Origin of the sequence: Pseudomonas sp. B707 (genome assembly GCF_022496685.1) — a bacterium.
Lineage (GTDB): Bacteria > Pseudomonadota > Gammaproteobacteria > Pseudomonadales > Pseudomonadaceae > Aquipseudomonas > Aquipseudomonas paraglycinae.
In genome coordinates this window covers 297,088-318,617 of the sequence record NZ_WTVE01000025.1, presented here as the reverse complement: position 1 = coordinate 318,617, position 21,530 = coordinate 297,088, and the positions used below count along the sequence as shown (strand labels likewise).

Here is a 21,530-nt window from a genome sequence, read left to right as displayed (position 1 = left end):
TTATTGCATGTCGCGCCACGTCAGGTACACCCGCAGGTCGAACTCGACCTGGTGGTAGCCCGGCAGCATGTGCTCACATAACTTATAGAACGCCTTGTTGTGATCCGACTCCTTGAAGTGCGCCAGCTCGTGCACGACGATCATCTTCAGAAACTCCGGCGCGGCGTCCTTGAACAGCGAGGCGATGCGGATCTCTTTCTTGGCCTTGAGCTTGCCGCCCTGCACCCGCGACACCGTGGTGTGCAGGCCGAGGGCGCGGTGGGTCAGATCGAGACGGTTGTCGAACAGGACCTTGTCGATGGCCGGGGCGTTGCGCAGGTATTCCTGCTTCAAGTCCAGCGCGTAGCCGTACAACGCCTTGTCGCTCTGCACATCGTGGCGGCCCGGATAGCGTTGGCTCAAGTAATCACCGAGGCGGTTGTCGGCGATCAATTGGCGCACCTGATCCTGCAGATTCGCGGGATAGGCCTGGAGGTATTTCAACGCAGTCATGGGGCGGCACGGGTCATGAAAAGGCCGCCAGTGTAGCGAATTCAACCGGCCAACGCGCTCCAGTCGAACGGCTCGGTAAAGCGTGCGGTGTCCTCGGCGACCAACGGCCGCGCCACCAGGAAACCTTGCACGTACTCGCAACCATGGGCTTGCAGCCACTGGTATTGCTCGACGGTTTCCACGCCTTCGGCAATCACCAGCAAACCGTATTCCTTGCATAAGTCGATGACCGTGCGCACCAGCGAAGCGTCGCGGGACGAGTCCGGCAATCGGGCAATCAGGTGGCGATCGAGTTTGAGGGTATCCAGTTCCAGATCGCGCAAATGCGCCAGCGAGCAGGCCCCGGAACCGAAATCGTCCAGCGCCACCCGCACCCCGAGATTGCGCAGCAGCTTCAGCTGCTTGCGGGTCTCGTCCGGGTTGATCGTCAGCGCCTCTTCGGTGACTTCCACTTCCATCTGGTGCGGCTGCAAACCATGGCGCTCCAGCACCTGGCGCAATTCGGTGACCAGATTCGGCAGGCCGAACTGAGTGTTGCTCAGGCTCACGCCGATCACCAGATCCTTGGAGAACTCGGATTCCCAGGCCTTACGCTGCCCGGCGCTGCGATGATAGATCCAGCTGCCGAGCCGGCTGATCAGCGTCGCCTCTTCCAGCAACGGCAGGAACAACCCCGGCGGCACATCGCCGACGCTCGGGTGCTGCCAGCGCAGCAACGCCTCGAAACCACGAACGCGACCATCGCCAATGGCCACCTGCGGCTGATACACCAGATTGAAATCGCGGTTCTCGATGGCATTACGCACGCTTTCTTCCAGCATCAGCCGCGACCGCGCACGGCCGTTCATTTCATGATCGTAGAAACGATATTGCTGACGCCCGGCACGCTTGGCCTCGTACATGGCGATGTCCGAGGCGCGCAGCAGACCGTCGAGGTTGTTGCCGCAGTCGGGGTAGGTGGCAATGCCGATACTCGCGCCCAGAGCAATATCGAGGCCTTCGATCTGCTGACAGATCGACACCCGCTCGATGAGTTTTTCAGCAATCTTCGCCGCTTGTTCGGGGAATTCCAGATCCAGCAGCGCGGTGAATTCATCGCCGCCCATCCGCGCCAGAATGTCGAATGGCCGCAGGCACGCTTTCAATTGTTCGGAGACCCAGCGCAACACCCGGTCCCCGGCATCATGGCCGAGGGAATCATTGACCCTCTTGAAACCGTCGAGATCGAGATACATCAGCACCCAACTGCTGTCCGTGCGCTCGCCGCGCAACAGCAGGTTTTCCACAGTCTGATAAAAACCTCGGCGATTGAGCAGCCCGGTCAGCGGGTCGGTGACCGCCTGAAATTCCAGCTGTTGATGCAGATGACGCACCACCGACATGTCCAGCACCGTCACCACCATCGCGTGTTGCTCGCTCGGCAGCGGCGCGCAGGACAAGGCCACTGGCACCTGCTGCCCCGGTGCGGTGCGCAGCGACGCATCGTGTAGACGCAGCGTCTCGCCACGTTTGTACCCGGCGTAAAACTCGGAATCGGCCCACAGCGGAATGTGCGGTTTCTGCAGGTAATCGAGAAACTCCTGCCCTTCCAGCTCCTTCACCGGCGCATTGAGCAACCGGGAAATCGCCGGGTTGGCAAAGCGGATCAAACCATCCTCGCCCAACACCAGAATGCCTTCGGCCGCGTTATCCAGCACCGAGGCATTGAAGGCCCGCGCCGATTCCAGATCCTGACTCAAACGCTGCAAGGCCCGGCGATTGCGCTGGTGCTCGAGCAACGCCTGGACTTTCGGCTTGAGAATCTGCGGATCGAACGGTTTGAACAGGTAATCCACCGCACCGCTGGCATAACCCTTGATCACGGCGTCCTGGGACTGCTCGTTGGCAGTGAGGAAAATGATCGGGGTCAGGCGCGTGCGCTGGCTGCCGCGCATCAGCCGCGCGACTTCGAAACCGTCCATGCCCGGCATCTGCACATCCAGCAGCACCAGGTCGATGTCGTGTTCGAGCAACAGGTTGAGGGCTTCGTAACCGGAAGCGGCGGTCAATACCTGCCAGTCCTGGCGCTGCAGCAACGCGCGCATGCTGATCAGGTTTTCAGGGTAATCATCAACGATCAAAAGGACTGAGCTGCCTTCACCTGGCTGGGGTTGCGCGCATTCCATGCTGCTTCTCTTGTCGGGACAACTCGTGTCGGGGCATCTCGGGTCAGTGTTCCGGGCGGCTTCTCGTGAAAACCATACAGTCACCGAGTCTTCACTCTAGTCCGGGATCTGTAAAAGCAATAGCTGTCATCCAGCCATCATTTAACCAAACCGATAGGCAGCCGACTAACGGTCACCGCTGAAGCCCCCGAAAACCGGGAAAGGTGGCATTTCGACAGGATGTTGACGCCAATCATCCGCCAGACGGCCGTTAACAAAAAATCCCTCTACGCTTATAAAGGCCGCCCCCAAGAGGCGCGGGCTAGAGCTTCTGGCACGCGCGTGCAAGAGAAATAGAGTGGAAGAACCGACATGATTGATCTCGCAACCTGGAACCTCAGCGTTCCCGTTGGCAGCCCGCCCTACACCGTCGAAACCTCCAAACTGGTGAACGGCTTCAAGGATCAGTACTTCCATTCCGACACCGGCACCCTGTTCTTCTGGTCCCCGGTGACCGGCTCGAAAACCGAAAACGCCATCTACCCGCGCACCGAACTGCGTGAGACCTACAGCAACGGAACATTGCGCAACTGGTATTACCCCGACGCCGACAACCTGCTGCGCGCGACCCTTTCGGTCAACAAGGTGCCCAGCTCCGGCAAGATCGTCATCGGCCAGATCCACGCCTATGAAAGCCAGAAGCCGATGCTCAAGCTTGAATACCAATACAAAGAAAAAACCGAGACCGGCAACCTGGTGATCAAGCTGCGCACCCATCCGGATCAGGACGAAAGCCGCGTCATCACCCTCGCCACCGGGATCAAACTCAATCGCGAATTCAACTACCTCATTCACCTGAGCCCCGGCGGTGCGCTGGGCGTGAGTGCAGCCGGGTATCAGTGGGATTCGCAGATCAGCGCGACGTGGCGCAGCAAACCGCTGTATTTCAAGGCAGGCGTGTATGTGCAGGACAACACCGGGTACACCAGTGAGGGTGGGCAGGTGACGTTCTCAAAACTGGACATTGACCACGACAAATAACCTGTGGGAGCTGCGGTGCGACAACTCGACTTGCCAGCGATGGCGCCTGCGGCAGCGCTGACGTTTAAACGGTCATGTTTAAAGCAGCCCGGCGCAACTTCCCGAAGCCTACAACGGCTTGCGTCTCTGCCTACCGGTACGCCAGAATCCGCCGGCTTGTGCGCCTGGAGGGCCATCGGTAACTTGATTCGGGTCACTGATTCGCAGTGATCGGGTTTAGTAGCCCGTGGCTTCGAGCTTGTGCACAAGTATCTATCAGTCAGGAATTTCGATTCCTGCACCTGATGGCGACTGTGCGCAGGGCACCTTCGGGTGCGCCGGCTTGCTCGAAACCCCGGTCTACTAACCTGCGTACAGTTGCCTCCACTTTGATTAGTAGCCAGAGCTGGGGCACTCCAATCAGGTTTCGAGCAAATGATTAAATCTACGCCTCATCCGCCGGTCACAGACCCGGCCTCCCCCTACGATTCCATCGACCCAAAAAAACTCAACGAAGCCGCCGAACGCGCTCTCGACCACTACCTCTGCCCCGGCGCCCGCATCATGGCCACGGTCAACGAACCCGACCGCATGTACTTCGCCAACCCCGCCTACAACACCGAATCCCTGCTGGCCAACGCCAGCGAAACCCTCGGCTCCGCCAACGAAATGCTCAACAACTTCGCCGCCACCCTCGCCCCCGCCGACCGCAAAACCGCGATAGGCATCGCGCAGTTGGTGATGCTGGGGGAACTGGCGGTGAATCAGGCGCTGGATCACGTCGAGTTAAAGGAATAGCCACCCATAACGGCTCGCTCATCGCGGAATCTCAGAAATGTCCGTAATTGGCGACGTTCTTGCCCCTTACCGATAGACCATCGCCTACAAGAAATCCGCGCCATAGCGGGTTTCTTAAATGAACGAGTTACACTCGGATCAATTGACTTTGCAGGGAAGAGGTGGAGCTAGAAAAGCCGACTACTGCAGCGCCGATGCCCGGCCTGAGACATTGAGGCGCCCCGCGCTTGGCGCAGGCCCCTCAGAAATAACACCTACCAAGTAAAAGAAGGAACGACTGAACATGACTTATAGCTTTGCAAGCGAACAAGAAGCAGCACGGGCCATGCTGCTGGAAGTAGCCGGGTTACTAAATCGTCAAACTATCGACTACGCGGTGATTGGTGGATGGATTCCTTACCTGTTTAACTCCAAGCCCATTCCCCACACGGGCACCTATGACGTCGACATCATTCTGAATGCGGCGCTGAGTAAAGAGCATGTTATTCGGGCTCTGGACTCAATGGTTAAGGACTCGGGGTACATGCGGGCGCCAAAGAATGCGTTCCAGGTGTACAGAAAGCTGGTGGTCAATGATGAACCAATGATTTTTCATGTGGATTTCCTGCACAGGAAATATGCAGATGATTCAGCCGACCTGATTATGCAGTGGGGGCGTTATGAGTCCATCGCGACCCCGGGAACGGACGTGATCTTCACTGAAAAGGAAGCCAGGCATCAGTTGATATCGGGGCAGGCCATGGACGGTACGGAGACCTCGCTGAAGATCCCCTTCGCCACCGAAGCTGGCTTCCTTTCTGCCAAGGGGCGCTCGGTTGGTTTTGGGAAACGCTTGCGGGATGCCTTCGATATATTCCTCGTCATCAATCAGTCGAACAACATCACTGAACTGACGGAACACAGTAAGCAATTGATGAAGAGCTCAATATTCGCAGCGTCAATGAGTCGTTTGGAGAACGAGTTCAATAATAAGTCTGCAGCAGATGACGCCGCTGCATTTATCGTCAAACTTGCTCCCGAACATATTCCGGGCTTTATCGAGGGCGCAGGCGAAGCGCCGTTGGCAAATACTCAAAAGGCCAAAGAGTGGGTTTTAAAAGTGATCAATGATTTTTTGACTGCGATAAAGCCAGTGCGCCGCGCAAGCTGATTCCACTCCGACATCAATCAGAGGGACAGATTTATTTATCTGCTGCTCGATTAAATCAATCTGCCCCCGCTTTCCTTTATTTTCAACTCGACCTACGTATATCAAATACGGGTCGTGCCGACTGGCTTTCGCTTCATTCCTGAGCCGACGGAGTCATTCAACGCCACTACCCGCCCCGCATCCCATTCCCGCTGCATATCAGCAAACAACTCGCCGTTCACTCGCGCCTGATGATTCGCCAACGCTTGAGTCATCGCCTCAGCAATACGCTCGATGATCAAGGCTGGCTTCTCCACTGAACAATGCTTGCGACCAAACTCGATCAGTTGCTGGCGATCCGGATAGGTTTTCACCTTGTTCATCTTGATTGCCAACGTGCGATCAACCAAGGAGCGGCCTGATTTGGGATTGTAGTTTTCGTAGACCGTTGTGGTGGTGACATCAAAAACGGGAGCCAATTGCACAGTTTCCAGAGCTTCTGGATGGGTATAAATCACGCCGAAGTTCTTCAGATGCGCATCGCCGTTTCGAACCATGACCGAAAGGCAGACCGAAGCGAAAAAACGCTCCAACTCCCGAAGCGCATCACCATGCCGACAGACCTGGCCAATCACGGCCGCGAGAGTTTCGTAGCTCTGCGAATACTTGTAGTTGTCATGGGGATCCTTGTTGAGTCCCAACAGAACCGCCATGTCTTCGAACCCGAGGCGACCGGCCTCGGTCAGGTCAAAACGCTCCATCACAAACAAATCGCCGTTTTCGGACAACCAGAACGGCGGTGTTTCAAGTCCGGCGATGCGAGCCGCTTCCAGGCAGAGAAATTCGTTCTGAGCCAGATGTGCGTACTCATCCGCGCCTGATTTGACGATCAGATCGGAGCTGAGCATGGTTTTTCGATTGCCGGTGAGCTTGTCCAGGTCGGGCACCAGCACCTTGGGCTGTACACCTGAAATGCCCGACTCGAAATAGGTGTCGACGAGAAAGTCGAAAACGCCCTGCGAAACATCGGCAGACAGAATCTCCTGCAATCCGACTTGCGCACGCACGGATACCGGAGTTTCGATTGGATTCTGGTAGGTGAGGCGTCCGATCTGGTTCCCGCCGATGACCGATAACAGGCGCATCTCATCGACTTGCATGTGCTTGGCCATCCGGCGCTTGATCTGATCCGCCAGAAACCCTTCAGGCACATTCATATCGAAGATCGGATGCAGCACGTTGCTCACCGAGGGCGTCGGGTCATAGGGCATGACCAGTGAGACTTCCCTTGTTGCATCGGCGGTTTCATAAACAAAGGAAAACTGCGATCCCTTGGACAGCTCACCAGCGAAGCCTTGCGGCGTGGTGACGTTGAGCCTTTTGACTTTACTCATCGTGCTCTACCAGATCGGCCAGGGATTTGAGGTCAATGCGGTTATCGACAATTTCCAGCGCCATGCCCAGCGCTGCCAGCACCCTGAACGCGGTGTAAAGCGCGACATTCTCCCCGGCCTCAAGGTCAATGATGGTTTTGCGGCTGCATTTGGCTCTGTGGGCCAATATCGCTTGGCTGTAGCCTTTGGCCCGACGCAATTGCCGAATTCTTTCACCGAAAACAGCGGGATTGGGGAGCAGCATAAATGTCACCCATATGGGACTTTTTAAAATATAGAATCGATTATGTCCGTTATGGGTGACATTTCAAGCGCCTTACGTCGGTCGACTGCTTGATAAAACTCCAGGCAAAAAAAAACCCGCCTCACGGCGGGTTTCTTTCAAATCAGCTAAACACCCAGTCTCAATTGACCTTGGCGTTCAACTCACCCTTCAGATAACGCTGATACATGCTTTCCAGCGAGATCGGCTTGATCTTCGAAGCGTTGCCGGCAGTACCGAAAGCCTCGTAACGAGCGATACATACATCGCGCATCGCCTTGACGGTTTCGCCGAAGAATTTACGTGGGTCGAATTCGCTCGGGTTGGTGGCCATCAGACGACGCATGGCGCCAGTGGATGCCAGGCGCAGGTCGGTGTCGATGTTGACCTTGCGCACGCCGTGCTTGATGCCTTCGACGATTTCTTCAACCGGTACGCCGTAGGTTTCTTTGATGTCGCCGCCGTACTGGTTGATGATCGCCAGCCATTCTTGCGGGACCGAGGAAGAGCCGTGCATCACCAGGTGGGTGTTCGGGATGCGCTTGTGGATTTCCTTGATGCGGTCGATCGCCAGCACGTCACCGGTAGGTGGCTTGGTGAACTTGTAGGCGCCGTGGCTGGTGCCGATGGCGATGGCCAGGGCATCAACCTGAGTCTTCTTGACGAAGTCAGCGGCTTCTTCCGGGTCGGTCAGCATCTGGCTGTGATCCAGAACGCCTTCGGCGCCGATGCCGTCTTCTTCACCGGCCATGCCGGTTTCCAGCGAACCCAGGCAGCCCAGCTCGCCTTCAACCGAAACGCCGCAGGCGTGAGCCATGGCCACGGTTTGTTGGGTCACGCGGACGTTGTATTCGTAGTCGGTCGGGGTCTTGCCGTCTTCGCCGAGGGAGCCGTCCATCATCACCGAGCTGAAGCCCAGTTGAATCGAGCGCTGGCAGACATCAGGGCTGGTGCCGTGGTCCTGGTGCATGCACACCGGGATGTGCGGGAACTCTTCGATCGCCGCCAGGATCAGGTGACGCAGGAACGGGGCGCCGGCGTATTTGCGGGCACCGGCCGAAGCCTGAACGATCACCGGGGAGTCAGTCTTGTCAGCGGCTTCCATGATGGCGCGCATCTGCTCAAGGTTGTTGACGTTGAAGGCTGGAACGCCGTAGCCGAACTCGGCTGCGTGGTCCAGCATCTGGCGCATGCTGATAAGTGCCATTGTGTGTGTCTCTCCCGGTTTGGGTCGTTAATCGTGCCAGCCTGCCGGAGCGGCGGCGGCTATTCAAGTGATTGCAGATCGGGGGTTGAGGCCCGGCCTGGTGATTCGATAAAGCAAATTCTGTTTTATTCGGCTTTGCAGCCCCGACCGATCAGATCATTGGTGGCGACCCAGTAAACCAGGCCTTCATTACCTTTGATGTGAAACGCCAGCATGTCGTCGCTGTACAACGCGCCCGAGGCGCCCGGCTCTTCTTTCAGGCGATAGACCTGATCACCGCCTCCCAGGCGCACATCGACTTCCTTGCGGGCGGCATCGGTGAAGCGCCACAGCACCTTGGCCTGGCTGTCGCAGGTCCAGGTGGTCCAGTTATCCACAGGGGCGGACGACTGGAACGGGTTCCACTGCGCGCAACCACCCAACAATCCCAGTGCCGCAACGGCGATCAAGCCTTTCATCCGTGTTCCTCGACCGGCAGCGCACGCCGCCGGACTTGAGTAAAGAGTCAGACCGGTCAAGGACAACCATGTTCCTTGGCCGGGGTTTGCGTCTCGTATTTGTCCAGACCGTCCGGGCCCGAGCGCTTGTTCAGCACCGGGTTGGTTTCGGCCTGCCAGTCGGCCTGGTAACAGCCTTTCTGTGCCTCGCCGGGTGCCGGCTCCGGCGCAGCCTTCGGGTTACTCCCGCAGGCTGCCAATGTACCGGTCAGCAACAACAGCGCTAACGACTTGACCATCTGAACACTCCTTTGCCTGGCCAATCGGGCGGCCTCAGGCCTTGGCCCGGCTTTCCAGGACTTCAACGGCCGGCAGCACCTTGCCTTCGACAAATTCGAGGAACGCGCCACCGCCGGTGGAAATGTAGGAGATCTTTTCAGCCACGCCATATTTATCGATGGCCGCCAGGGTGTCGCCACCGCCGGCAATCGAGAACGCCGCGCTTTCGGCGATGGCTTCGGCCAGCACTTTGGTGCCGTTGCCGAACTGGTCGAATTCGAACACGCCGACCGGGCCGTTCCACAGGATGGTTTTCGACGACTTCAGCAGTTCGGCGAAGTTGGCCGCGGTTTGCGGGCCGATATCGAGGATCATGTCGTCGGCAGCGACGTCTGCGATCAGTTTCACGGTCGCTTCAGCGCTTTCAGCGAATTCCTTGGCAACCACCACGTCGACCGGCAGCGGCACGCTGACCTTGGCGGCGATGGCGCGAGCGGTGTCCAGCAGGTCCGGCTCGTACAGCGACTTGCCAACCGGGTGACCGGCCGCAGCGAGGAAGGTGTTGGCGATGCCGCCGCCGACGATCAATTGATCGCAGATCTGGCTCAGGCTGTTCAGCACGTCGAGTTTGGTCGAGACCTTGGAACCGGCAACGATGGCCGCCATCGGCTTGGCCGGGGCGCCCAGGGCTTTGCCCAGTGCGTCGAGTTCAGCGGCCAGCAGCGGGCCGGCAGCGGCGACTTTGGCGAACTTGGCGACGCCGTGGGTCGAACCTTCGGCGCGGTGAGCGGTGCCGAAAGCGTCCATCACGAACACGTCGCACAGGGCAGCGTATTGCTGGGCCAGTTCGTCGGCGTTCTTTTTCTCGCCCTTGTTGAAGCGCACGTTTTCGAACAGCACGATGTCGCCGGCCTTGACGTCAACGCCGCCCAGGTAATCAGCCACCAGCGGCACTTCGCGGCCCAGAGCCTTGCTCAGGTAATCGGCGACAGGCTTGAGGCTGTTCTCGGCGGAGAATTCGCCTTCGGTCGGACGACCCAGGTGCGAGCAGACCATCACGGCCGCGCCTTTTTCCAGGGCCAGCTTGATGGTCGGCAGCGAAGCCAGGATACGCGCATCGCTGGTGACAACACCGTCCTTGACTGGGACGTTGAGGTCTTCGCGGATCAATACGCGCTTACCTTGCAGATCGAGGTCGGACATCTTCAACACGGTCATGGGTCGCACTTCCTACGGTTTTTTTGAAGTCGCTGTTTGCAGATAGTGTTCTGCAACATCCAGCATTCGGTTGGCAAAACCCCATTCGTTGTCGAACCAGGCCAGGATGTTCACCAGCCGTGGGCCGGAAACGCGGGTCTGACTGGCATCGACGATGGCCGAATGTGGGTCATGGTTGAAATCACAGCTTGCGTGAGGCAATTCGGTGTAGGCCAACAGACCTTTGAGCGGGCCGCTGGTGGCGGCGTTGCGCAGAATCCGGTTGACCTCGCCGGCGTCGGTGTCGCTCGCGGTCTGCATCGTGATGTCGAGGCAGGACACGTTGACCGTCGGCACGCGTACGGCTTTGGCCTGAATTCGCCCGGCAAGTTCCGGCAGCAGGCGCTCGATACCACGCGCCAGACCGGTGGACACCGGGATCACCGACTGGAACGCCGAACGGGTGCGGCGCAGGTCTTCGTGGTGATAGGCGTCGATCACCGGCTGATCGTTCATCGCCGAGTGAATCGTGGTGATCGACACGTAATCCAGGCCGACCGCCTGATCCAGCAGACGCAACAGCGGCACGCCGCAGTTGGTGGTGCAGGAGGCGTTGGACACCAGCAGTTCGTCGCCGGTCAGGCAATCCTGATTGACGCCGTAAACGATGGTGGCGTCGACATCCGCCTCGCTGGCCATCGGCTGCGAAAACAGCACACGCGGCGCGCCGGCGTCGAGGAAACGCTGGCCGTCTGCGCGGGTGTGCCAGGCGCCGGAGCATTCGAGCACCAGATCGACGCCCAGCGACGCCCAATCGATGCCTTCGGGAGTGGCACTGCGCAGGACCTTCACGCAGTCGCCATTAATATGCAGACAATCGCCGTCGACCTTCACCTCGCCCGGAAACCGGCCGTGAGTGGAGTCGAAGCGTGTCAGGTATTCGATGCTGGCCATGTCGGCCAGATCGTTGATCGCGACAATCTCAAACCCGGCCTTCTCGCCTCGCTCGAACAACGCACGCAAGACGCAACGACCAATCCGGCCGTAGCCGTTGAGTGCAACTTTGTAGGGACGCGGTTGAGGCATGGGGTTCTCGATTACCGTGGTGTATCAGTCAAAGCGATGTTGCCTGACCGACCGCCATCGCGGGCAAGCCCGCTCCCACAGGGATCTACATCGCCCATGTGGGAGCGGGCTTGCCCGCGATGGCGTCAGTTAAGACGACACCTGATCTGGATCAGTCTTCCAGCAGCTCTTCAGCCTGACCCAGGATGTTTTCCAGGGTGAAGCCGAACTCTTCGAACAGTGCCGAAGCCGGAGCCGATTCGCCGTAGGTGGTCATGCCGATCACGCGACCTTCCAGACCCACGTACTTGAACCAGAAGTCGGCGTGGGCCGCTTCGATCGCGATACGTGCGCCAACCTGCAACGGCAGGACCGATTGCTTGTAGCTGGCGTCCTGAGCGTCGAACGCGCTGGTGCATGGCATGGAAACCACGCGCACCTTGCGGCCCTGCTCGGTCAGTTTGTCGTAGGCCTGAACGGCCAGACCGACTTCCGAACCGGTGGCGATCAGAATCAGCTCAGGCTCGCCTGCGCAGTCCTTCAGCACGTAACCACCACGACGGATGTCGGCGATCTGGCCGGCATCACGGGTTTGGTGCTGCAGGTTCTGACGCGAGAAGATCAGCGCCGAAGGGCCGTCCTTGCGCTCCAGCGCGTTTTTCCAAGCCACGGCCGATTCAACGGCATCGGCTGGACGCCAGGTGTCGAGGTTCGGCGTGCTGCGCAGGCTGGTCAGTTGCTCGATCGGCTGGTGCGTCGGGCCGTCTTCGCCCAGACCGATGGAGTCGTGGGTGTAGACGTGGATCACACGCTGCTTCATCAGAGCGGACATGCGCACTGCGTTGCGGGCGTATTCCATGAACATCAGGAAGGTCGCGCCGTAAGGGACCAGACCGCCGTGCAGGGCAACGCCGTTCATGATGGCGGTCATGCCAAATTCGCGCACGCCGTAGTACATGTAGTTGCCGCTGGCGTCTTCGGCGCTGACGCCTTTGCAGCCTTTCCACAGGGTCAGGTTGGAACCGGCCAGGTCCGCCGAACCGCCCAGCACTTCCGGCAGCAGCGGGCCGAACGCGTTCAGGGCGTTCTGGCTGGCTTTACGGCTGGCGATGGTTTCGCCTTTGGCCGCAACGTCGGCGATGTAGGCATCGGCCTTCTCGGAGAAGTCGGCCGGCAGCTCGCCGCTCAGGCGACGGATCAGTTCGTTGGCTTCGGTCGGGAACGCGGCGGAGTAAGCAGCGAAACGCTGATCCCACTCGGCTTCGGCGGCGCGGCCTTTCTCCTTGGCATCCCACTCGGCATAGATGTCGGCCGGGATTTCGAACGGGCCGTGGTTCCAGTTCAGCGCCTGACGGGTCAGGGCGATTTCCGCGTCACCCAGCGGGGCGCCGTGGCAATCTTCCTTGCCTTGCTTGTTCGGCGAACCGAAACCGATGGTGGTCTTGCAGCAGATCAGGGTCGGCAACGGGCTCTTGCGAGCGGTCTCGATGGCGGTCTTGATCTCTTCCGGGTCGTGACCGTCGACGTTGCGGATCACTTGCCAGTTGTACGATTCGAAACGCTTCGGCGTGTCGTCGGTGAACCAGCCTTCGACTTCGCCGTCGATGGAGATGCCGTTGTCATCGTAGAAGGCGATCAGCTTGCCCAGGCCCAGAGTGCCGGCCAGGGAAGCGACTTCGTGGGAAATGCCTTCCATCATGCAGCCATCACCCAGGAACACGTAGGTGTGGTGGTCGACGATGTTGTGGCCAGGACGGTTGAACTGCGCGCCCAGTACTTTTTCTGCCAGGGCGAAGCCCACGGCGTTGGCCAGGCCCTGACCCAGCGGGCCGGTGGTGGTTTCAACGCCCGGGGTGTAACCGAATTCCGGGTGGCCCGGGGTACGGCTGTGCAGTTGACGGAATTGCTTCAGGTCGTCGATCGACAGGTCGTAGCCGGTCAGGTGCAGCAGCGAGTAGATCAACATCGAGCCGTGGCCGTTGGACAGCACGAAGCGGTCACGGTCGGCGAACGATGGATTGCTCGGGTTGTGCTTGAGGTAGTCGCGCCAAAGCACTTCGGCGATATCTGCCATACCCATAGGGGCACCGGGATGGCCGCTGTTGGCTTTTTGCACGGCATCCATGCTGAGGGCACGAATGGCGTTGGCACGCTCACGACGGCTAGGCATCGCTGATCTCCTGGGTGTGAATAGATTGAAACGGAAAAAAGGAGGGCATTTTCCCTCACCCGAGCGCCTCGGGGCAATGACAGATAGTCATCCGGAGGCGTTTTTCCAATGGATAACACCGGTTTCGGTTGGTGAAACCTTTCCGCTGTTCGTTTGTAGAGTTAACCGGGCGGTGAGAAGTGCAATCGAATGCGCCATCCATCGAGCAATATCAAAACTTTTTGATATAGACCTTGCGATGCCTTCAGGCCGTCACTAGACTGCCAGCCCTATGAACTTACGCGTGCCTTCCATTCGCCATGACGATTGCGACGAGCTGGCGGCCCTGTGCAAGGCCGGCGGCGATCCGCTGCGGCTGAATGTATTGCGCGCCCTGGCCAACGACTCGTTCGGCGTACTGGAACTGGCGCAGATTTTCGATATCGGCCAGTCCGGCATGAGCCATCACCTTAAAGTGCTGGCGCAGGCGGATCTGGTGGCGACTCGCCGCGAAGGCAATGCGGTGTTCTATCGCCGCGCCCTGCCCCACACCGAGTTGCTGGGCGGCAAGTTGCACGCGGCATTGTTAGAAGAAGTCGACAATCTGGCGCTGCCGGCTGACGTGGAAACCCGGATCGCACAGGTTCACGGGCAACGTGCGGCCAACAGCCAGGACTTTTTCGCCCGGATCGCAGAGAAATTCCGCGCCCAGCAGGATTTGATTGCCGGCCTGCCGCAGTACCGTGAAAGCGTGCTGGCCCTGCTCGACAAACTGAACTTCAATGGCGCTGCCACGGCCATTGAAGTCGGCCCCGGCGATGGAGCTTTCCTGCCGGAACTGGCGCGTCGCTTCGGCACCGTAACCGCACTGGACAACAGCGCGGCGATGCTCGAACTGGCCCGTCAGGTATGTGAACGTGAACAGCTGGCTAACGTCAGCCTGCAATTGGCCGATGCATTGAATGGCGTGAGCCTTCAGGCCGATTGCGTGGTGTTGAACATGGTGTTGCACCATTTCGCCGCGCCGGCCGAAGCGCTCAAGCACATGGCCAGCCTGCTGCAACCGGGCGGTAGCCTGCTCGTGACAGAGTTATGTAGCCACAACCAGAGTTGGGCCAGGGAGGCCTGCGGTGATCTGTGGTTGGGGTTTGAACAGGACGATCTGGCCCGTTGGGCCACCGCTGCGGGACTCGTTCCCGGGGAAAGCCTCTATGTAGGCTTACGTAATGGTTTCCAGATCCAGGTTCGCCATTTTCAGCGACCGGCTGGCGACACTCACCATCGGTAAATTCAGGAAAACATCGAGATGAGCGAATACTCCCTCTTCACCTCCGAGTCCGTGTCTGAAGGACATCCGGACAAAATCGCCGACCAGATTTCCGATGCAGTGCTGGACGCCATCATCGCCCAGGACAAGCACGCACGCGTTGCCGTGGAAACCCTGGTCAAGACTGGCGTGGCCATCGTTGCCGGTGAAGTGACCACCAGCGCCTGGGTCGACCTGGAGCAGATCGTTCGTGACGTGATCTGCGACATCGGTTACACCAGCTCCGAAGTCGGCTTCGACGGCGCTACCTGCGGCGTGATGAACATCATCGGCAAGCAGTCCCCTGACATCAACCAGGGCGTTGACCGTGCCAAGCCTGAAGATCAGGGCGCCGGCGACCAGGGCCTGATGTTCGGTTACGCCAGCAACGAAACCGACGTGCTGATGCCGGCACCGATCACCTTCTCGCACCAACTGGTTCAGCGTCAGGCCGAAGCCCGTAAATCGGGTCTGCTGCCTTGGCTGCGTCCGGACGCCAAGTCCCAAGTGACCTGCCGTTACGAAGGCGGCAAGGTTGTGGGTATCGACGCTGTTGTTCTGTCGACCCAGCACAACCCTGAAGTGTCGTACAAGGACCTGCGCGAAGGCGTGATGGAGCTGATCGTCAAGCACGTGCTGCCTGCCGAACTGCTGAGCAAGGACACCCAGTTCCACATCAACCCGACCGGCCAGTTCATCATTGGCGGCCCGGTAGGTGACTGCGGTCTGACCGGTCGCAAGATCATCGTCGACAGCTACGGCGGCATGGCCCGTCACGGCGGTGGCGCGTTCTCCGGTAAAGATCCATCCAAGGTTGACCGTTCGGCTGCCTACGCTGGCCGTTATGTTGCCAAGAACATCGTGGCTGCCGGCCTGGCCGAGCGTTGCGAGATCCAGGTTTCCTACGCGATCGGTGTGGCCCAGCCTACTTCGATCTCGCTGAACACCTTCGGCACCGGCAAGATCAGCGATGACAAGATCATCAAACTGGTCCGCGAAGTGTTCGACCTGCGTCCATACGCGATCACCACCATGCTGGACCTGCTGCACCCGATGTACCAGGAAACCGCAGCCTACGGCCACTTCGGCCGTGCTCCGCAGACCAAGACTGTTGGCGAAGACACCTTCTCCACGTTCACCTGGGAAAAAACCGACCGCGCCGACGCTCTGCGTTCCGCCGCCGGCCTGTAATTTTCCTGGCGGTACGAGAAGCCCCGCACGGTTCGCCGTGCGGGGCTTTTTCATGGCCGCGAAACAACCGGTAAAACAGCCGCCCGGCCCACTTCAAAATCCCGGCTAGCCTTCAGGTATCTCTCTGAGCAAGGACGCTCACAATGCTTGCCACACTGCGCCTGTTTCTGTTTTTCCTGCCGTTTTTCCACCTCAACACCTTCGCTGCCGACTGCCCCGACTGGACCGCCGCCCGGGCTTCGAGCGAAGTCGTCGCCCTGCAGCAACAGATCGACCGCTGGGACGACGCCTATCATCGCGAAGGCCGCTCGGTGATCGCCGATGAGCTCTACGATCAGTCCCGCTTGCGTCTGAACCAATGGCGCCGGTGCTTCAAACTTCCCTCACCGCCCGAGCCGTTGCGCACCGCATCAGGCCCGGTTGCGCACCCGGTCGCTCACACTGGCCTGGACAAACTTCATGACGCGGCGGACATCGCGACCTGGCTGCGCGACCGAAAGGATGTCTGGGTACAACCCAAGGTCGATGGCGTGGCGGTGACGTTGATCTATCGCAACGGCCGACTGCATCAGGCGATCAGTCGCGGGGACGGCGTTCGCGGGCAGGACTGGACCGCGTCGGCAAAAAAGATCGGAGCCATTCCGCAACAGCTGACGCAACCGCAGGATCTGCTGGTGCAAGGCGAACTCTACTGGCGCTTGAACGGACACATGCAGGCACGTGCCGGCAGCGCCAATGCTCGAGCCACCGTGGCCGGGCTGCTGGGGCGCAAGGATCTCGACGCGGAACACGCTGCCGGCATCGGGCTGTTTGTCTGGGACTGGCCGCAAGGGCCGAAGGACTTGCCGGAGCGGATCGTGGCCTTGAAGCAATTCGGTTTTCCCACCACGGAGCCTTATACCCAGGCCGTCGCCAGCCTGAACGAAGCGCAACACTGGCGCGATCACTGGCATCGCTCGCCATTGCCATTCGCCACGGACGGAGTGGTACTGCGTCAGAGCCTGCGGCCACCGGCGGAGCGCTGGCAGGCTCGTCCGCCCTACTGGGCCGTCGCCTGGAAGTACCCTTTCGCCCAGGCGCTGGCCGATGTGCGCAAGGTGAACTTCAAGATCGGCCGCACCGGGCGCATCACGCCGGTGCTTGAACTGTCGCCGGTTATGCTCGATGACCGGCAGATCAAACGGGTCAGCGTCAGTTCGCTCAGGCGTTGGCAGGAGCTGGACATTCGGCCCGGCGATCAGGTCGCAATCAGCCTGGCCGGGCTGACGATTCCGCGTCTCGACAGCGTGGTGCTGCGCAGTGCCGAACGCGCGGATCTGAACGTTCCGCTCGCCAGCGACTTTCACACCCTGAGCTGCTGGCAACCGACGCCAGGCTGCGAAAGCCAGTTCCTCGCACGCCTCACCTGGCTGAGCGGCAAGCAAGGTCTCGCCCTACCGCATGTCGGTCGCGGCACTTGGGAGAAACTTCTGGAAACAGGCCGCCTGAACAGCCTGCTGGATTGGTTGACCCTCGACGGCCCGGAGCTTGCTAACATTGCCGGTCTCGGCGAGCGCAGCAGTGCCCGCCTGCTGCACAGTTTTCACAGCGCCCGCCAACGGCCGTTCCTGCAGTGGCTCAAAGCCCTGGGGCTGCCGCCGACCGGTCAGGCAACACTTGCCGATTCATGGCAGGCGCTGGCACAACGCAATACCGAACAATGGCAGGCAGAAGCCGGGATCGGCCCGGGCCGTGCGGCGCAATTGAGCGCCTTTTTTCGCGACCCGCAGGTACTGGCCCTGAGTAAAACCTTGCAAGCCGCCGGTGTCGACGGCTTCTGAATGCGCAATCCCGGGCCAACCGGGAACCCAATGTCCGCCGGAGCGCTCCAACAGCGCAGTGCTTCACCGATACGATTGCATTTGCACATGGAGCTTTTATGAAATTTCTTGCACCGCTCGCCCTGCTGTCTTTCTGCGCAGTCCTCGCCGCCCCCGTGATGGCCGACGAAGATGCTCCGGGCCTGACCGGTTGTGCCGCCAAGAAGCAGGGCATCATCAATCAGATCGAACAGGCCAAGTCCCGCGGCAACGCCGACCAGCAGGCCGGTCTCGAAACCGCCCTGCGCGAAGTCACGGAACACTGCACCGACGCCGGCCTGAAGAAAGAACGCGAAAACAAGGTGCTCGACGCCAAGCACGAAGTGAGCAAGCGTCAGGCTGATCTGGACAAGGCCATGAAGAAAGGCGATCCGGAGAAGATCGACAAGCGCAAGAACAAGCTCGCCGAATCGCGCAAGGAATTGCAGGACGCGCTGGACGAACTCGACAAGTAAGAAAGCCGGGGATCACAGCCAAAAACCGTGATCCCTTGAACATCAGTGGTCGCGAAACTCTTTATGGCAGGCACTGCAGGCATCTTCGACTTTCTGCACGGCCGGCCCCAGGTTGCTGGCCTTGTAAGGTTGAACCTTGCTGGCGATCACCAGTTCACCGGTGGCCGCTTCAAGGGTGCGGGCCATTTCCTGGAAGCGGGCCTGTTTCTGCCAGACATCGTCCTTGGCGCTGGTGTGATCTTCTTCGCGCACCTGCGGGAAATGTTTCCACGGCTCATGGGACAACGCATCGAGCTTGACCGCACCTTCCGCAAATTTCGGCCCGTCGAAGGCGATGCGTCCGCGCAGCATGCCGCCCAGGTCTTCGCCGGTCTTGAGCATCTGCTTGAAGATCGCCTTGCGCTGACCCAGCGGGGAATTCGGGTCGACACCGCCACAGGCGGACAAGGTCAGACAGGCCAGCAATACAACAGAAATTCTTTTAAGAGTCATGGTGGCTTCAGGTCACGGAAATCGGCGGCCAGTATCCTCGGGTCACCGCCAAACACCAATAGCCCTATTAACAATAAGGGTTGCTTGAGCGCATGGAGCACTTCTGCAACCGGCACAGGAAATTCTCCATGAACAGCCGTTTCAAGGCCTGGCGTCATCCGCTCATCGCGACCCTCCCGCTGCTGGCGATCCTCGCCGGCTGCACCGGTGGCGACAGCGCCAAGCCGAAAACCCACGCCCTGGCCACGTACTCCAGCGCCACCTGGGAAGCATTGCCTGCGGTGTCCGATAGCGACCTGGTGGCCGGTTTCGGTTCGTGGCGCAGCGCCTGCACCCGGCTCAAGGCTGACCCGGTCTGGGGCGCGACCTGTGCGGCAGCCGCCAACGTGCCGCAAAAAGCCGGCGACATTCGCACGTTCCTCAAGCAGAACCTCGACGTCTTCGGCCTTCGCGCCGAGAACGACAACCCCAACGGTCTGATCACCGGCTATTACGAACCGGTCTATCCCGGCAGCCTGACGCAAACCGCCACCGCCAACGTGCCGGTGTATGGCGTGCCCGAGGACATGATCATAGTCTCGCTGGACAGCATTTACCCTGAACTCAAAGGCAAGCGCCTGCGCGGCCGCCTCGAAGGTCGTGTGCTGAAGCCTTACGACGACGCGGCGACCATCGAGAGCCAGGGCGTCAAGGCGCCGGTCGTGGCGTGGCTGACCGACCCGATGAACCTGCAATTCCTGCAGATTCAGGGTTCGGGGCGGATCCAAACCGATGACGGTCGCCAGCTGCGCATCGCCTACGCCGACCAGAACGGTCATCCGTACCGGCCGATCGGCCGCTGGCTGGTGGAACAGGGCGAGCTGAAAAAAGAAGAAGTGACCATGGGCGCGATCAGCAACTGGGCCAAGGCCAACCCGTCGCGCATTCCGGAACTGCTGGCGAGCAATCCGAGCTACGTGTTCTTCACCCGCAACCCGGACAGCAACGAAGGCCCGCGCGGCTCGCTGAACGTGCCGCTGACCGCCGGTTACAGCGCGGCTGTGGACCGCAAGGTGATTCCGCTGGGCAGCCTGTTGTGGCTCTCGACCACCCGCCCGGACGGCACGGCGCTGGTACGCCCGGTGGCCGCGCAGGACACCGGCGGCGCGATTGCCGGCGAAGTTCGTGCGGATCTGTTCTGGGGCACCGGCGATGCCGCCGGGCAACTGGCCGGCGACATGAAGCAGCAAGGGCAGATCTGGATGCTCTGGCCAAAAGGCGCGGCACTGCCGCAAGTACCGCAGGTGGCCGACAAGCCGTAAGTACAATGCAAAAGATCGCAGGCCTCGTCAGCCTGCGATCTTTTCAGGTTCAGACCGAAACGAAGAAGAAGCTGGCAATCAGCACCATCCCGACAAACCAGACCAACGAGCGCAAAGCCGCCCAGTCCGCCAGATAGCAAATGATGTAAAGCAGGCGACTGGTGATGAACAGCACCGCCAGCACATTGACCGTCACCAGCTCTGCCGTGCCCACCAGGTGCGCGACGATCACCGCCGCCGCAAACGCCGGGGTCACTTCAAAACTGTTCAGTTGCGCCGCATGGGCACGGCGCGCCACGCCATCCACGCTGTCCAGAAAGTCCCGGGGATCATGATTGTCCCGCAGTCTGAAACCACCCGAGGCCTTGGCCACGACGGTGCACAGATAGGGCAGAAAGATCGCGATCAACACACACCACAAAGCCACCGTCATAACACCGTCCTTCTTTCGAGTTTTAGAGTTGCCGGGCGCTCAGAACTTCATCACCAACATGCCGCTCAGCACCAGCCCACAGGCTAAGAGCCGCGGCCGGCCGAAAGGTTCTTTCAGGTAACGCATACCGAACAGCACCACCAGAATCACGCTGATTTCACGCAACGCCGCCGCTTCGGCAATCGAGCCCAACTGCATCGCCCACAGCACCAGAGCGTAGCTGAACAACACGCAGAACCCGACCGCCAGTCCCAGCTTCCATTGCTCGCGCCAGAACAGCTTGAACGCCGGACGCTTGGCCACCCACGCCAGCATCGGGAAAGGCCAGGCACTGAGCAGCGTGACCCAGACCAGGTAATCCAGCGGATGCGACCAGCGCCGCAGCGCCTGGCCATCGATGTAGGTGTAGCAACCGATGCACAAGCCGATCAGCGCCACCACCGGCAGCATCGACCACGGCAAGTGTTTCCCGCCGCCGCCCTGCCAGAGCAGGCAAGCCATGCCCAGCGGGATCAGCATGATCCCGAAGATCTGCTGGGTGGTCAGCACTTCACCGGCGAAGATCAGGGTCAGCGCCAGCACCACCAGCGGCGACAATCCGCGCATCAACGGATAGACCAGCCCCAGATCGCCGACCCGATAGGCCTGGATGAGCAGATAACGATAGAGCAGCTCGAACGCCGCCGACGCCAGAATCCAAGGCCAGATTTCCGGCGGTGGCAGGCTGATGAAAGGGAACGCCAGCGCGACGAACAACAGCGCCACGGTGTCCATGCAGGCCACCACCAGCAGCCGTTCGGCGCTGAACTTGATTAACGTATTCCACGCTGCGTGCAACAGCGCCGCCACCAACACCAGAGCTGTCGCCAGCACGTGCCACTCCTTTGTTCTTGTTGTTGAACCTGAGCCAATTAGTCAGA

The 21,530-nt window shown here is 60.0% G+C and carries 21 protein-coding genes; 8 read left to right on the top strand and 13 right to left on the bottom strand.

Annotation, left to right across the window (positions count from 1 at the left end; all coding sequences use genetic code 11):
• Both GQX66_RS14115 and GQX66_RS14110 read right to left on the bottom strand, forming a co-directional pair.
• Positions 1 to 492: a M48 family metallopeptidase gene (locus GQX66_RS14115; RefSeq protein WP_007959720.1), complete on the bottom strand. Its 492-nt coding sequence runs from the start codon at positions 490 to 492 to the stop codon at positions 1 to 3.
• A 41-nt stretch (positions 493 to 533) separates the two neighbouring features.
• On the bottom strand, positions 534 to 2,657 hold the full coding sequence (locus tag GQX66_RS14110; protein WP_240869749.1) for an EAL domain-containing protein: 2,124 nt from the start codon (positions 2,655 to 2,657) through the stop codon (positions 534 to 536).
• 351 nt (positions 2,658 to 3,008) lie between these two features.
• Here GQX66_RS14110 and GQX66_RS14105 point away from each other — a divergent pair, with 351 nt between their 5' ends.
• The 3 genes from GQX66_RS14105 to GQX66_RS14095 all read left to right on the top strand — a co-directional run bounded on the left by GQX66_RS14105 (position 3,009) and on the right by GQX66_RS14095 (position 5,604).
• Positions 3,009 to 3,677 (top strand): polysaccharide lyase family 7 protein, encoded by a 669-nt coding sequence (locus GQX66_RS14105; RefSeq protein ID WP_240869748.1) that lies wholly within the window; start codon positions 3,009 to 3,011, stop codon positions 3,675 to 3,677.
• Between the two features lie 414 nt (positions 3,678 to 4,091).
• The gene (locus GQX66_RS14100) at positions 4,092 to 4,454 is read left to right on the top strand and encodes a hypothetical protein (RefSeq protein ID WP_240869746.1); all 363 of its coding nucleotides are present in this window, start codon (positions 4,092 to 4,094) and stop codon (positions 4,452 to 4,454) included.
• Between the two features lie 283 nt (positions 4,455 to 4,737).
• Positions 4,738 to 5,604: a hypothetical protein gene (locus GQX66_RS14095; RefSeq protein WP_085746660.1), complete on the top strand. Its 867-nt coding sequence runs from the start codon at positions 4,738 to 4,740 to the stop codon at positions 5,602 to 5,604.
• Between the two features lie 101 nt (positions 5,605 to 5,705).
• Here the strand turns inward: GQX66_RS14095 and GQX66_RS14090 are convergent, their stop codons facing one another.
• The 8 genes from GQX66_RS14090 to tkt form a co-directional block, all read right to left on the bottom strand.
• Positions 5,706 to 6,977 carry a type II toxin-antitoxin system HipA family toxin gene (locus GQX66_RS14090; RefSeq protein WP_240869744.1) on the bottom strand — a complete coding sequence of 424 codons (1,272 nt, stop codon included), beginning with the start codon at positions 6,975 to 6,977 and terminating at the stop codon, positions 5,706 to 5,708.
• Positions 6,970 to 7,221, bottom strand: coding sequence for a helix-turn-helix transcriptional regulator (locus tag GQX66_RS14085; RefSeq protein WP_085746662.1), 252 nt, complete (start codon positions 7,219 to 7,221; stop codon positions 6,970 to 6,972). The genes GQX66_RS14090 and GQX66_RS14085 overlap by 8 nt, the downstream gene beginning before the upstream one ends.
• Positions 7,222 to 7,381: 160 nt before the next feature.
• Positions 7,382 to 8,446 carry a class II fructose-bisphosphate aldolase gene (gene fba, locus GQX66_RS14080; protein WP_007959708.1) on the bottom strand — a complete coding sequence of 355 codons (1,065 nt, stop codon included), beginning with the start codon at positions 8,444 to 8,446 and terminating at the stop codon, positions 7,382 to 7,384.
• Between the two features lie 125 nt (positions 8,447 to 8,571).
• On the bottom strand, positions 8,572 to 8,904 hold the full coding sequence (locus GQX66_RS14075) for an MliC family protein (protein ID WP_039767975.1): 333 nt from the start codon (positions 8,902 to 8,904) through the stop codon (positions 8,572 to 8,574).
• Between the two features lie 56 nt (positions 8,905 to 8,960).
• Entirely contained in the window at positions 8,961 to 9,182 is a 222-nt protein-coding gene (locus tag GQX66_RS14070; protein WP_085697808.1) for a hypothetical protein, read from the bottom strand.
• Between the two features lie 34 nt (positions 9,183 to 9,216).
• Positions 9,217 to 10,380 (bottom strand): phosphoglycerate kinase, encoded by a 1,164-nt coding sequence (locus GQX66_RS14065; RefSeq protein ID WP_011336326.1) that lies wholly within the window; start codon positions 10,378 to 10,380, stop codon positions 9,217 to 9,219.
• A 12-nt stretch (positions 10,381 to 10,392) separates the two neighbouring features.
• On the bottom strand, positions 10,393 to 11,445 hold the full coding sequence (gene epd, locus GQX66_RS14060; RefSeq protein WP_240869742.1) for an erythrose-4-phosphate dehydrogenase: 1,053 nt from the start codon (positions 11,443 to 11,445) through the stop codon (positions 10,393 to 10,395).
• Positions 11,446 to 11,596: 151 nt separating this feature from the next.
• A complete protein-coding gene (tkt, locus tag GQX66_RS14055; protein ID WP_085608891.1) occupies positions 11,597 to 13,594 on the bottom strand; it encodes a transketolase in 1,998 nt (665 codons plus the stop codon).
• Positions 13,595 to 13,865: 271 nt separating this feature from the next.
• Here tkt and GQX66_RS14050 point away from each other — a divergent pair, with 271 nt between their 5' ends.
• The 4 genes from GQX66_RS14050 to GQX66_RS14035 all read left to right on the top strand — a co-directional run bounded on the left by GQX66_RS14050 (position 13,866) and on the right by GQX66_RS14035 (position 18,384).
• Positions 13,866 to 14,861 (top strand): metalloregulator ArsR/SmtB family transcription factor, encoded by a 996-nt coding sequence (locus GQX66_RS14050; RefSeq protein ID WP_129972219.1) that lies wholly within the window; start codon positions 13,866 to 13,868, stop codon positions 14,859 to 14,861.
• A gap of 18 nt (positions 14,862 to 14,879) precedes the next feature.
• Positions 14,880 to 16,070: a methionine adenosyltransferase gene (metK, locus tag GQX66_RS14045; RefSeq protein WP_027610621.1), complete on the top strand. Its 1,191-nt coding sequence runs from the start codon at positions 14,880 to 14,882 to the stop codon at positions 16,068 to 16,070.
• A gap of 143 nt (positions 16,071 to 16,213) precedes the next feature.
• Entirely contained in the window at positions 16,214 to 17,890 is a 1,677-nt protein-coding gene (gene ligB, locus GQX66_RS14040; protein WP_240869740.1) for an NAD-dependent DNA ligase LigB, read from the top strand.
• Positions 17,891 to 17,988: 98 nt separating this feature from the next.
• On the top strand, positions 17,989 to 18,384 hold the full coding sequence (locus GQX66_RS14035) for a DUF1090 domain-containing protein (RefSeq protein WP_007959697.1): 396 nt from the start codon (positions 17,989 to 17,991) through the stop codon (positions 18,382 to 18,384).
• A gap of 42 nt (positions 18,385 to 18,426) precedes the next feature.
• Here GQX66_RS14035 and GQX66_RS14030 read toward each other — a convergent pair whose 3' ends face one another.
• Entirely contained in the window at positions 18,427 to 18,876 is a 450-nt protein-coding gene (locus GQX66_RS14030) for a cytochrome c (RefSeq protein WP_007959696.1), read from the bottom strand.
• Between the two features lie 128 nt (positions 18,877 to 19,004).
• On the opposite strand from GQX66_RS14030, the gene GQX66_RS14025 reads away from it, so the two are divergent.
• Positions 19,005 to 20,177, top strand: a complete 1,173-nt coding sequence (locus GQX66_RS14025; protein ID WP_085746664.1) for a murein transglycosylase A — start codon at positions 19,005 to 19,007, stop codon at positions 20,175 to 20,177.
• A gap of 49 nt (positions 20,178 to 20,226) precedes the next feature.
• On the opposite strand, the gene GQX66_RS14020 is transcribed toward GQX66_RS14025, so the two are convergent.
• Positions 20,227 to 20,610, bottom strand: coding sequence for an MAPEG family protein (locus GQX66_RS14020; protein ID WP_085746665.1), 384 nt, complete (start codon positions 20,608 to 20,610; stop codon positions 20,227 to 20,229).
• Between the two features lie 39 nt (positions 20,611 to 20,649).
• Positions 20,650 to 21,483, bottom strand: a complete 834-nt coding sequence (locus tag GQX66_RS14015) for an EamA family transporter (RefSeq protein WP_240869738.1) — start codon at positions 21,481 to 21,483, stop codon at positions 20,650 to 20,652.
• Between the last annotated feature and the right edge of the window lie 47 nt (positions 21,484 to 21,530).

Bases quoted from the DNA above. Each gene is read 5' to 3' on its own strand.
- GQX66_RS14030 (WP_007959696.1), bottom strand. From the start codon at position 18,876: ATGACTCTTAAAAGAATTTCTGTTGTATTGCTGGCCTGTCTGACCTTG.
- GQX66_RS14095 (WP_085746660.1), top strand. From the start codon at position 4,738: ATGACTTATAGCTTTGCAAGCGAACAAGAAGCAGCACGGGCCATGCTG.
- GQX66_RS14110 (WP_240869749.1), bottom strand. From the start codon at position 2,657: ATGGAATGCGCGCAACCCCAGCCAGGTGAAGGCAGCTCAGTCCTTTTG.
- GQX66_RS14100 (WP_240869746.1), top strand. From the start codon at position 4,092: ATGATTAAATCTACGCCTCATCCGCCGGTCACAGACCCGGCCTCCCCC.
- GQX66_RS14050 (WP_129972219.1), top strand. From the start codon at position 13,866: ATGAACTTACGCGTGCCTTCCATTCGCCATGACGATTGCGACGAGCTG.
- GQX66_RS14025 (WP_085746664.1), top strand. From the start codon at position 19,005: ATGAACAGCCGTTTCAAGGCCTGGCGTCATCCGCTCATCGCGACCCTC.
- GQX66_RS14115 (WP_007959720.1), bottom strand. From the start codon at position 492: ATGACTGCGTTGAAATACCTCCAGGCCTATCCCGCGAATCTGCAGGAT.
- metK (WP_027610621.1), top strand. From the start codon at position 14,880: ATGAGCGAATACTCCCTCTTCACCTCCGAGTCCGTGTCTGAAGGACAT.
- GQX66_RS14035 (WP_007959697.1), top strand. From the start codon at position 17,989: ATGAAATTTCTTGCACCGCTCGCCCTGCTGTCTTTCTGCGCAGTCCTC.
- GQX66_RS14105 (WP_240869748.1), top strand. From the start codon at position 3,009: ATGATTGATCTCGCAACCTGGAACCTCAGCGTTCCCGTTGGCAGCCCG.
- tkt (WP_085608891.1), bottom strand. From the start codon at position 13,594: ATGCCTAGCCGTCGTGAGCGTGCCAACGCCATTCGTGCCCTCAGCATG.
- GQX66_RS14070 (WP_085697808.1), bottom strand. From the start codon at position 9,182: ATGGTCAAGTCGTTAGCGCTGTTGTTGCTGACCGGTACATTGGCAGCC.
- epd (WP_240869742.1), bottom strand. From the start codon at position 11,445: ATGCCTCAACCGCGTCCCTACAAAGTTGCACTCAACGGCTACGGCCGG.
- GQX66_RS14075 (WP_039767975.1), bottom strand. From the start codon at position 8,904: ATGAAAGGCTTGATCGCCGTTGCGGCACTGGGATTGTTGGGTGGTTGC.
- GQX66_RS14085 (WP_085746662.1), bottom strand. From the start codon at position 7,221: ATGCTGCTCCCCAATCCCGCTGTTTTCGGTGAAAGAATTCGGCAATTG.
- GQX66_RS14020 (WP_085746665.1), bottom strand. From the start codon at position 20,610: ATGACGGTGGCTTTGTGGTGTGTGTTGATCGCGATCTTTCTGCCCTAT.
- fba (WP_007959708.1), bottom strand. From the start codon at position 8,446: ATGGCACTTATCAGCATGCGCCAGATGCTGGACCACGCAGCCGAGTTC.
- GQX66_RS14090 (WP_240869744.1), bottom strand. From the start codon at position 6,977: ATGAGTAAAGTCAAAAGGCTCAACGTCACCACGCCGCAAGGCTTCGCT.
- ligB (WP_240869740.1), top strand. From the start codon at position 16,214: ATGCTTGCCACACTGCGCCTGTTTCTGTTTTTCCTGCCGTTTTTCCAC.
- GQX66_RS14065 (WP_011336326.1), bottom strand. From the start codon at position 10,380: ATGACCGTGTTGAAGATGTCCGACCTCGATCTGCAAGGTAAGCGCGTA.